General features: G+C 46.1%; 11 protein-coding genes and 1 pseudogene. 7 read left to right on the forward strand and 5 right to left on the reverse strand.

Translation table 11 applies throughout. The features are described from left to right. Both ACRC32_RS23275 and dapF read right to left on the reverse strand, forming a co-directional pair. Positions 1-185: pseudogene (locus tag ACRC32_RS23275) on the reverse strand (MarR family transcriptional regulator); the annotation flags it as partial. Positions 186-256: 71 nt separating this feature from the next. Next, positions 257-1096 carry a diaminopimelate epimerase gene (dapF, locus tag ACRC32_RS23280; RefSeq protein ID WP_438556212.1) on the reverse strand — a complete coding sequence of 280 codons (840 nt, stop codon included), beginning with the start codon at positions 1094-1096 and terminating at the stop codon, positions 257-259. Between the two features lie 186 nt (positions 1097-1282). Here dapF and ACRC32_RS23285 point away from each other — a divergent pair, with 186 nt between their 5' ends. Beyond that, positions 1283-1516 carry an Hfq-related RNA-binding protein gene (locus tag ACRC32_RS23285; protein WP_438556213.1) on the forward strand — a complete coding sequence of 78 codons (234 nt, stop codon included), beginning with the start codon at positions 1283-1285 and terminating at the stop codon, positions 1514-1516. A gap of 25 nt (positions 1517-1541) precedes the next feature. Here ACRC32_RS23285 and ACRC32_RS23290 read toward each other — a convergent pair whose 3' ends face one another. After that, positions 1542-3869 carry a cation:proton antiporter domain-containing protein gene (locus ACRC32_RS23290; RefSeq protein ID WP_438556214.1) on the reverse strand — a complete coding sequence of 776 codons (2328 nt, stop codon included), beginning with the start codon at positions 3867-3869 and terminating at the stop codon, positions 1542-1544. 173 nt (positions 3870-4042) lie between these two features. Between ACRC32_RS23290 and ACRC32_RS23295 the strand changes: the two genes are divergently transcribed. From ACRC32_RS23295 to ACRC32_RS23305, 3 genes are all read left to right on the forward strand, one after another. Then, positions 4043-5017, forward strand: a complete 975-nt coding sequence (locus ACRC32_RS23295; RefSeq protein WP_438556215.1) for a M23 family metallopeptidase — start codon at positions 4043-4045, stop codon at positions 5015-5017. 90 nt (positions 5018-5107) lie between these two features. Continuing rightward, a complete protein-coding gene (locus ACRC32_RS23300; RefSeq protein WP_015156757.1) occupies positions 5108-5653 on the forward strand; it encodes a late competence development ComFB family protein in 546 nt (181 codons plus the stop codon). Between the two features lie 320 nt (positions 5654-5973). Continuing rightward, the gene (locus tag ACRC32_RS23305) at positions 5974-6162 is read left to right on the forward strand and encodes a hypothetical protein (protein ID WP_438556216.1); all 189 of its coding nucleotides are present in this window, start codon (positions 5974-5976) and stop codon (positions 6160-6162) included. On the opposite strand, the gene ACRC32_RS23310 is transcribed toward ACRC32_RS23305, so the two are convergent. Then, the gene (locus tag ACRC32_RS23310; RefSeq protein ID WP_438556217.1) at positions 6142-6462 is read right to left on the reverse strand and encodes a hypothetical protein; all 321 of its coding nucleotides are present in this window, start codon (positions 6460-6462) and stop codon (positions 6142-6144) included. The two genes, ACRC32_RS23305 and ACRC32_RS23310, sit on opposite strands and share 21 nt — an antisense overlap. 8 nt (positions 6463-6470) lie before the next feature. Between ACRC32_RS23310 and ACRC32_RS23315 the strand changes: the two genes are divergently transcribed. Beyond that, complete coding sequence (locus ACRC32_RS23315) at positions 6471-7130, forward strand: sigma-70 family RNA polymerase sigma factor (RefSeq protein ID WP_438556218.1); 660 nt, start codon at positions 6471-6473, stop codon at positions 7128-7130. 166 nt (positions 7131-7296) lie between these two features. Then, positions 7297-7878: an anti-sigma factor family protein gene (locus ACRC32_RS23320; RefSeq protein ID WP_039713713.1), complete on the forward strand. Its 582-nt coding sequence runs from the start codon at positions 7297-7299 to the stop codon at positions 7876-7878. 121 nt (positions 7879-7999) lie between these two features. On the opposite strand, the gene ACRC32_RS23325 is transcribed toward ACRC32_RS23320, so the two are convergent. Further along, on the reverse strand, positions 8000-8431 hold the full coding sequence (locus tag ACRC32_RS23325; RefSeq protein WP_438556219.1) for a gamma-glutamylcyclotransferase family protein: 432 nt from the start codon (positions 8429-8431) through the stop codon (positions 8000-8002). Positions 8432-8568: 137 nt separating this feature from the next. On the opposite strand from ACRC32_RS23325, the gene leuS reads away from it, so the two are divergent. Continuing rightward, a partial coding sequence (gene leuS / locus ACRC32_RS23330; protein ID WP_438556220.1) for a leucine--tRNA ligase occupies positions 8569-10922 on the forward strand: 2354 nt, incomplete at its 3' end.

Genomic DNA, 10922 nt, shown 5'->3' on the forward strand with positions numbered 1-10922 from the left:
CCCGAACTTGTTTGAGCGATCGCTACTAATATCGTGAATTGGGTAATTAACAATCCACTTGGCTTTAGCTGCTCGTCAAAAATTTGCGTTACAACTCGATTGGCTTTGCGAAGATTAAAACAGGTACAAGTATTAGCAACGTTACCTAGCTGAACTAAATTGAATTGAGAGTTTTGCTCTGACATATAATAAGTGTATATACACTTATTTGCCTTGTCAAGTATTAAAGATATGCCATCAGATTTTTGTGGCTAGATTACTCGATCTTCCCCGCAAACACGCGCTCTGCCGGACCCGTCATGTAAAGTTTTTGGTCTTGCGACCATTCAATTTGCAGACAGCCACCTGGAAGTTCTACAGTAGCAACGCGATCGCATTTTCCTGCTAACACTCCAGCCACCAGGGAAGCACAAGCACCCGTACCGCAGGCTAAAGTTGCCCCAGCACCGCGTTCCCAGACCCGCATTTTCAAGTAATCTCTGCTTGTGACTTGAATAAATTCCGTATTCGTGCGCTGGGGAAAAACTGGATGATGTTCAAACTGGGGTCCGATCTCCTCTAGGGGAATAGCAGCCACATCATCAACAAAGGTAATACAGTGAGGATTACCCATGCTGACACAGGTAACTGACCAGGTCTGACCTGCAACGTTTAGAGATTGGTTAATAACTTTCTCTCCAGCAGCGACAAGAGTTGTCGGAATTTCCTCAGCTAACAATCTTGGTTCTCCCATGTCTACCTTGACCTGACCGTCAGCAGTGAGGTGGGGAACGATGATACCAGCTAAAGTATGAATGCGGAGGCGAGAGGTAGGATTGGTGATTTCCTCTAAATCTGCTAGAAATTTGGCAAAACAGCGAATTCCGTTGCCGCACATTTCCGGTTCCGAACCATCAGAGTTGAAAATCCGCATGGTGTAATCAGCGCCATTGGTGCCAGGTAGGGCGAAGATGATCCCATCAGCACCAATACCAAAATGGCGATCGCATAACTTGACAGCCTGCTCTGGCGTGACGATTGGTTCGCTAGAGGCGCGATTGTCAATCAAAATAAAATCGTTACCTAACCCGTGATATTTAACAAACTCAGTAGTCATGTTTAGTTATCGGTTATCAGTTATCAGTTATCAGTTATCAGTGACTAGCCACTAGTCACTGAAATTGCTCCCCTGCTCCTCTGCTCTCTTTCGTCTCCTGTCTCCTAGCTTTTGACTTTTCCAATGACAACTAAAAGCTCAATCGAGGGAACTATCAATATATAGGAATTAAAGTTAAGTATAAACATGGCTAGCGACTACGATACAGCATTACCTAGTATTCGGCAGGTACAATCTCTGATTAAAAGTCAGATTGTCGTAGAAATGAAACTCATGACAGGCGACTCGCTGACAGGTAGATTAGGCTGGCAAGATTCTAATTGCGTTTGCCTAATTGATGAAAGCGAGCGCTCCACTACAATTTGGCGACAAGCGATCGCCTACCTCAGACCGAGAGTTAGGGAAATGAGAGACGAATAATAGTGTAGGGCTTCGCCCTACACTATTATTCTCTCCAACTATCCAACGGCAAATACTCCCGCAAAGCTTCTGCTTCTATAGCTTTCACCACTGGTACGCTGGAGAGCGGACTTGAAGTGACGGCTAGCAATTTTTGCAACTGTGTCATTGCCAAGTAACCGCCGCACAATAGCAAGCGATCGCCTGCCCGTAAAGCCATATTGCCATCGGGAAACCGCAGAAATTTACCGTCGCGGCGAATGGCTTGGACTTGTATGCCAAAACGACGGCGAATGTCGAGATCTACTAGAGTTTGACCGATCGCGGGGCTATCAGCAGCTACCATCAACCAATGACAAGCAGCATTGGCTTCTGGTACAGTTGCCTCGCTTTGAGCCAATTCCTCTAAAGCGGCTAATTCTTCTGCTTCTCCCACTAACAATAGGCGATCGCCCTTTTCCAACATCGTCTTAGCATTGGGATAATCTACCTCTTGCCCGTTTGCCCGTTTAATTGCCATCAAACTCACCCCCGTCAAGTAGCGCAAGTCAGCTTCTTCTAGCGTCATACCGGTGAGTGGCGAACCTGCTGGTAAGGCGTACCAACGGCTATTTAAATCTTGAGTAGCCTGCTGCAATTCACGCGAAACTTGAGCCGCCGTCCGTTCTGGACGTAACTCTAGATAATGATGATTGCGAATTTGCTGCATTTCTTGCTGAATCGAAATCGGTGCTAAGCCAATCTGTGCTAGCAAATGACTGGCTAGTTCCAAACTTGCTTCAAACTCGGGCTGTACGACTTCTCTCGCTCCTAATTGATAGAGTAATTCAATATCTTTATCCTTAGTTGCCCGTACTACCACATCGAGATCGGGTGACAATTCTAACGCCCGCTTCAGACACAGGCGGCTGCTCATCGGATCGGGTAGGGCGATCGCCAGCGACTTAGCTCGTTCGACCCCTGCCTTTTCTAATACGTGTAAACTAGCTGCATTGCCATAGACATAGGGTACGCCCGCCTCGCGGACTTGCTGAATGCGGCTTTCTGATTGGTCGATTACGACTACGGGGCGATCGCGTTCTTGTAACAAGCGCACTAAGTTTTTCCCAACCTGCCCGTAACCGCAGACGACAACGTGATTTTGTTGAGGCGTGTTGGCTGAAATTTCGAGTGGTAAATCTTGCCCCTCGATGAATTTTTTCAACCAAGGTAATTCCAATAACTTTGGCACGAGTCGCAACACGAAAGGTGTAAGAACGAGCGTAACGGCAGTCGTACCCAAAATCAGCAGGTAGACGGGACGGGACACCAAACCGAGCGATCGCCCTTCACTCGCTAATACAAACGAGAATTCTCCAATCTGAGCTAATCCTAATCCCGCAATCAAAGCTGTTTTCAATGGGTAACGGAAAAGCATGACTAAGGGCATGACAATCGCGAACTTACCCACAAAAACCAAAGCCACCAGTCCTAAAATTAACTCCAAGTTTTGCCACAGAAACACGGGATCGATTAGCATTCCAATCGCGGCAAAAAACAGCGTCGCGAATATATCTCGCAGTGGCTCAACATAAGTTAGAGTCTGGTCGGCATACTCCACTTCAGAAATCATTAATCCGGCAACAAACGCCCCCATTTCAATCGATAGCCCCAAATGCTCTGTTAATAGAGCAATTCCCAGACACAGCGCTACGACTCCTAGTAAAAATAATTCTTTGCTTTCAGTTCGTGCTAACAGGCGTAATAGAGGAGGAATCAGCCAAATTCCTGCGGCAACAGCTCCGGCAGCAAATAAACCAATTCGCAGCAGTGCTGTTGCTACCGCTATACCAATTAACTGCGGCGGTTGGTCTAGTGCAGGTAAAACTGCCAGCATCAATCCCAGTGCTAAATCTTGGACGACCAGAATTCCCAACATGACCTGTCCGTGAGAACTCGCCGTTTCGTTTCGTTCCATCAAGCACTTGAGGACGACAGCAGTAGAAGATAAAGATAAAATTGACCCCAAAAACACGCCCTTAGCAGGTAAGATTTCCCAGGCTCCTGCAACTCCACAGACCAACACTGTGACCAGAATTGTCAGGGCAATCTGCAATCCTCCTCCTCCAAGGGCGATCGCCTGCACTTTTTTTAATTCAGCAAATGAAAACTCTACACCCAAGGCAAACAGCAGAAAGGCAACGCCAAATTGAGCGAGAGTTTCAACTTGGACTAACTCCTTAATCAGTCCTAGTCCAGCTGGTCCTACAACCATGCCACCCAGCAAATAGCCTAGCAGTACTGGTTGACGGCACAACGCCGCCAGTAAGCCGCCGCCTGCTGCCACTGCCAAAACCAAAACCAAGTCAACTATTAATCTGAAATCTTCCTGCACAAATTTATAAAAGAAGTATTAAGGTATATAAAATTCAGCATACAGAAGTTTTAAGTTTATTTGGGAGCAATTACAACACATCTACTTTTGTAAAAACTCGATATAGCTTTCATAGGGGATCGAGACCATAAAGCTAATCTAGTTGGTCAATCAGTCTGGACTTTTGCAAGTATATGAATAAATTAATAGGGAGCAGGGAGCAGAGAGCAGGGAGCTGGGGAAGAGAGCTGGGGGAGCTGGGGGAGAGATTGCCTGTCACCAACTACCAACTAGCAACTACCAATTACCAATTACCAGTTCTCCACTACTTTCTACTCTCACTGGGTATTACCATAGTCTCAGCCTTACCAGCTCAAGCCTTGCAGGTACGGGTCGCTCCCGCTAAGCCTCATTTAGGCGACACGCTGTCGGTAGTCGTCAGACCAAACAACCCCGATGTCAACGTCAGCCCTATCGTGACTGTCAATCGCAAAACTTATCCAGCTTTTGCTATTGCTCCTGGTGTATTTCGCGCTTTTGTTCCTACCACACCTTTACAAAAAGTAGGAAAAAGAGAAATTCAGATCAGCAGCGAAGGTAAAGTTAGAAATATAGCCGTATGGGTTGCAAATCGTAAGTTTCCCGTGCAGAGAATTAACTTTCGACCAGGGAAGGCTGGGCTAGAAGCAACCGAACTCGAACTGAGTCGGGTAGCAGCTTTTAAATCGCTCGTTACCCCGCAAAAATTTTGGAATGGTCCTTTTCTTAAGCCCAATCGCGGTAGAGTCAGCACGATTTACGGAGTGCGTCGCTATTACAATGGCAAATTTGCTAAAGATTACTACCATCGTGGTGTTGACTATGCAGGTCCGGTAGGTTCTCCCGTAGTTGCTCCTGCCGCAGGGCGAGTTTCCTTAATCGGTTTAGAATCTCAAGGGTTTCGAGTTCACGGTAATATAATTGGACTCGATCACGGTCAAGGAGTAACGAGTGTTTTCCTCCACTTAAGCCGAATCTATGTCAGAGAAGGAGATATTGTTAGAGCCGGACAACCGATTGGCGCGGTGGGTTCGACGGGGGCTTCAACTGGACCCCATCTGCATTGGGGATTTTACGTTCAAGGGGAAGCAGTCGATCCGACAACTTGGCGGGAACAAGGAATGAATTAGACTTAGGGTGCTAATTTTTGTGCTGTAGCAGGGCAAAATCAATCCAGGGTTAGTTTAACTATAGGAAAGCAAAATAGGTAAAGCAGCGTTATGAGCATTCAACAAATTGTCGAGCAAGCCCTTCAAGATGGCTATTTAACACCAGCCATGGAAGCAGAGGTGGGTAGAATCTGTGACACTGCTTCCGAGCTTTCCATAGAAGAGTATATGGCGTTAGATAAGTTGATGGGTTCGCTCTTGACTGGCGAAGTTGTAGCGGTGCAGCGCAAACAATTTATCAACGTAATGGAAGAGTTAGTGCTGACTGAAGTTATCGCACGGGTAGCAGAAATTAAAGTTACCAGCGGTCACAGTCTAGACGTAGGTGATATCGCTGCCTATGCACTCAATCGTCTTCCTCCCCTATATGCTACGACTGAAGAAGGTGCTAATTACCAACGCCAGCGGGCAAAAGAAGAGCTGGCAGCGCTAATTGTACAACAAATCGATGAAGCGATCGCCCGCAGCTTAGACCGACCCGAATTCTTCCCAGAACGCCAAGCCCTCGGTAAAAGTAGTGGTGGTAAAGAGGTAGTGAAACAAGTCAGTATGCTACTCCAAGCCTACGCACCTAACTTCGAGCAACAGATTTCTTAGCCAATCGCTAACAGCTAATTGCCGATTGCCAAAAACAAATATACAGACTGCCAATGACAGATCGTAAAGTGTCTTCCACCGTTAACGTAGGAGACAAATTAGTCTTGTCAATTGCTTGACGGAGCTAAGTTTAATCTATCTTCATCTAAAGGCAAGAAAATATTAAGATAGTATTATGATTTGCTTCTATCTTAGGATAGAAATAGGCAAACTAGAAATATCTAAAGAATTCTGGCAATTAGATTTCAGTTGTTTCAAGTCAGCGCTCGGTTTTGTGACTGTAAGTGAAGTACAGCTAGTGGTTGTGGGGGACAAAGGCGATGTTAGAAAAGCTGATGTTAGCGATCGCAATTACCATGTGCATCAAGTTGTTGCTTGGAGTCGGCGTACCAATTAGCCACGAACCTGCGAAGCCAAGCTATCGGGTCGTAGAAAATCCCAAATCCTCCTTAATGAAGGTCGTATTTCCCCGCGATCTCCGACAGCAACTAGCTTTTAAAGAGTGGTAAGTTGTGCGTGAAGAAAGGGTATGGGGGAGCTAGCGCCGTGCGGAAGCCAGTCGCGTGCGCTGGCTTCCCCCGTTGTAGCGACTGCCGTGCGACTAGCGTTGTAGGGTGTAGGGAATTTTGAATGCGTGAATGCGTGAATGCGTGAATGCGTGAATTACTCCCTGCTCCCTGCTCCCTGCTCCCTATTCGGGAACATACTGGTATCAGATTCACGTCTCTAACTTGAGAAAGATTCCGCCTTGCTGTAGGGAACTTCTGTAAAGTGGGGCAGTCTATGAATCGGGAATGTTTTCGAGCCATTGGCATTTATGAGTCAATCAATTCCTGTATGCTGGTCAACAGTTCACGTAACGGTTACTCCAGCGCCAGTGACAGTAGAAAAGCTATCCGATCGCGATCTCATTTTGCGCTGTCAGGCTGGGCTGCGTCCAGACAAGGCTGCATTTGCCGAGCTGTTACGCCGTTATCAGCCGCATGTAGAGCGCATATTGTATCATTTAGCACCTGATTGGCAAGACAGAGCCGATCTAGCTCAGGAAGTTTGGATTCGCGTTTACCGCAACATCAAGCGGCTAAACGAGCCAGCTAAATTCCGAGGCTGGTTGAGTCGTATTGCCACCAATATCTTTTACGACGAATTACGCAAACGTAAGCGAGTTAAACATCCCTTATCTCTAGATACTCCTCGCGTTGCCGAAGATGGAGAAATGGACTGGGAAATCGCCGGAGATAATCCCAGCCCTGAAGAAGAGTTGACAACGCGAGAGTTTTACGAGCAGTTGCAAGAGGCGATCGCAGATCTACCCGAAGTATTTCGCACAACTATCGTGCTGCGAGAAATTGAAGGAATGCCCTACGAAGAAATTGCAGAAATTACCAACGTTTCTTTAGGAACTGTCAAATCGAGAATTGCTAGAGCTAGAGCTAGACTCCAATCGCAACTGCAAAATTATCTTAACGGTCAATAATTAATCAGTCCGAAGATAGAAAGCAATGACACAAGAATATACGTTTGTAAGTAGATCGAAACTCTAACTCAAATCTTTAAGATCTTCAGAAATATCAGCAAACTCGGTAGTTTGGTGGAAAGACAGATCTAGACATATCTATGAATAAGCGGGTGATGATGTTAAAATGACCTCTGATGAAAAACGTTGGATCGACAATCGCCCCGAACCAGGGGAAACAGATAAACACCATACTATTGAGGCAAATCAATTAATCGGTGCTATGGATATGTTGAAGCGCGATCGCTTCGAGTTACTGAGCGCATATCTGGACGGGGAAGTTACCGCTGCCGAAAGGCGAGAGGTAGAAACATGGCTAGAACATGACCCAGAAACCAAACGGCTGTACGAGCGCTTGCTCAACCTCCGTCAAGGAATTGGAACGCTGCCAGTACCAACACAAGAACCTGTAGAACAAACTATTCAACAGGTCTATCAAAGGATACACCGTCGATCGCAACGGCGGGCAATCGTATGGGGTGGTACTGCCATTGCAGCTGTGTTTGTAGGCGCGATCGCTACCCTACCAAACTCACCAATCGCACAACTTGCCCGACTCTCCAAAATTGAGCCACTTATGGTCGCTATCAACGACCCAGTGGTAGAAATCCCCAAGATCGTGATTCCTTCACCAAATGGTGAAAGACAAAATCAAAATAATCGACCAATAGAGCCACAACAACATCCACAAAATAAGAATTTTAATTGAAGTGAGTCGTGAGTCGTGAGTCGTGAGTGGCTAGTGACTGGTGACTGGTGACAAGAATTGAGTCCAGCTACTAGCCACTGGTAGCCACTCCTTCCACTGACAACTGACAACCGATAACTGGTCACTGGTCTCTGGTCACTGATTTGTGACTGCTCCACCAGCTGTCAGGAAGAAAAACGCCACCAAAAGCGCGTACTTGTTCTGGGGTCATCAAGTACGTCCAAGCTCGATCTATAGGTGCTAAAGAAGTGTCGTAGACTTCTATTTGCTGTCGGTAATACTCATTTTCAGCGATCGCCCTTTGCGGGTCGTAATCCTCTAGCCAGTCAACCTGCTGTAAAATCTCTGGATTGGCAAAAGAAAGCAGAACTCCATAGACTTTGAAACAGCCAGGAGTCATGGCTGGATATCCGAAAGGTAAGTCAAATAGTTGACCCAAAGCGATCGCTTCTCGTGCTGCCACTACATAATCCGCACAATAACGCTGATAATTTGCCTCGCCAGGCTTGAGCGTACCATATACAAAGACTTTTATGATTTCGTCATTTGTCATTTGTCATTCGTCATTCATAGTTAGCGATCGTTTTTGCCTTTTGACTTTTAACTTTTGACTTCTCGATCGCCAATTACCCATTAACAGTAATTTAAAATATTGAGACAGACACGAACGCATCATTAGGAGTCTCATTCGTGGAGTCCCGTTATAATCCCGCAGCGATCGAGGAAAAGTGGCAAAAAACCTGGGTAGAACAAGGTATAGACAAAACTGAAGAAAACAAAGATAAGCCGAAATTCTACGCCCTATCCATGTTTCCGTATCCATCGGGTAGCCTGCACATGGGTCACGTCCGTAATTATGTGATTACGGATGTGATTGCTCGCCTCAAACGAATGCAAGGGTATCGGGTGCTACACCCTATGGGTTGGGATGCTTTTGGTTTACCCGCCGAAAATGCTGCCATTAAAAATAATATTCCGCCTGCTAAATGGACCCAACGCAATATCGCCCAAATGCGCGACCAATTAAAGCGGCTGGGTTTGTCAATTGATTGGGATAAAGAACTTGCCACTTGTTCGCCAGATTATTATAAGTGGACGCAATGGATTTTCTTACAATTCTTGCAAGCCGGACTTGCTTACCAAAAAGAAGCAGCCGTTAACTGGGACCCCGTTGACCAAACCGTATTGGCAAACGAACAAGTTGATAGTGAAGGGCGTTCTTGGCGCAGCGGGGCAAAAGTTGAGAAAAAATTACTCAAACAGTGGTTCTTAAAGATTACCGACTACGCCGAAGAATTGCTGCAAGACCTCGACCAGTTGACAGGCTGGCCTGAACGAGTCAAGCTGATGCAGGCTAACTGGATTGGGAAATCTACAGGGGCATATTTAGAATTTCCCATAGTTGGTAGTTTGGAAAAAATCGGCGTTTTTACCACTCGTCCCGATACGGTTTACGGCGTTACCTACGTCGTTCTAGCGCCGGAACACCCTTTGACTCGTCAGGTGACAACGCCAGACAGAAAAGCCGCAGTCGAAGCATTTATCCAAGAGGTTGCAGCCGAAAGCGAATTAGAACGCACGGCTGAGGATAAACCCAAACGCGGAATTCCTACAGGCGGAATGGCAATTAACCCGTTTACAGGTGCAGAAATTCCGATTTGGATTGCTGACTATGTATTGTATGAATACGGTACTGGGGCAGTCATGGGAGTTCCCGCTCACGATACGAGAGATTTTCAATTTGCTCAAGGCAATAATCTGCCCATTCAAGTTGTGATTGTGCCACCAGGAGAAGACACGAGTAAAATACCCTCGTTACAAGAGGCATATACGGAACCAGGAATAATGGTGAATTCTACTTCTTTTGATGGTGTAGATTCGCTAAAAGGCAAACAAGCAATCATTGAATATGCCGAGCAGCAGGGCTGGGGTAAAGCCAGAATTCAATATCGCCTCAGAGATTGGCTGATTTCTCGTCAGAGATATTGGGGCGCACCCATTCCTGTAGTTCACTGCCCTAACTGCGGTATCGTACCCGTACCAGAAGCAGACTTACCCGTAAGATTACCAGAAGATATAGAATTTACGGGTCGCGGTGGTTCGCCCTTAGCGCAGTTGGAAAGCTGGGTTAACGTACCTTGTCCTACCTGTGGCACCCCAGCGAAGCGAGAGACAGACACGATGGATACGTTTATCGATTCGTCATGGTATTTCTTGCGCTATCCCGATGCCACAAACGATCGGCAGGTATTTGATTCAGCAAAAGTTAATGACTGGATGCCCGTGGATCAGTATGTTGGGGGAATAGAACACGCAATTTTACACTTATTGTACTCGCGGTTCTTTACCAAAGTCTTGCGCGATCGCCCAAAGGGAGGTGCCGAAGGCAATCGCAATTTGCTCAACTTTGACGAACCTTTCCAACGCCTGTTAACTCAAGGCATGGTACAGGGATTAACTTACATGAATCCCAATAAGGCAGACAAAGATAAATGGGTTCCCACCTCAATTGTCAATGCAGACGATCCTCGCGATCCGCAAACGGGCGAACCGCTAAAACTCGTCTACGCTACCATGTCCAAATCTAAGGGTAATGGTGTTGCTCCAGAAGATGTAATCGCTAAATATGGAGTAGACACCGCCAGAATGTTTATTCTGTTTAAAGCACCTCCAGAAAAAGATTTGGAGTGGGATGAAGCAGATGTTCAAGGGCAATTTCGCTTTTTGAATCGGGTATGGCAATTAGTCACCGAATTCGCACAGCAACCAAATGCAAAAGAACCATCCAAAGCTAAAAATCCAAAATCCAAAGTTGAAAAGGATTTAAAACGGGGAATTCATACGGCTATTAAGGAAGTTACCGAAGATTTAGAAGGCGAATACCAATTTAATACAGCCGTCTCTGAATTAATGAAACTCAGCAATGCCCTGGCTGATGCAAAATGCAAAGATTCTCCAGTGTATGCAGAAGGAATTAAGACATTAATTCTCTTATTAGCTCCATTTGCTCCTCACATTGCTGATGAATTATGGCACGCGATCGC

Origin of the sequence: Chroococcidiopsis sp. (genome assembly GCF_051657925.1) — a bacterium.
In the GTDB taxonomy this organism is placed as follows: Bacteria; Cyanobacteriota; Cyanobacteriia; order Cyanobacteriales; family Chroococcidiopsidaceae; genus Chroococcidiopsis.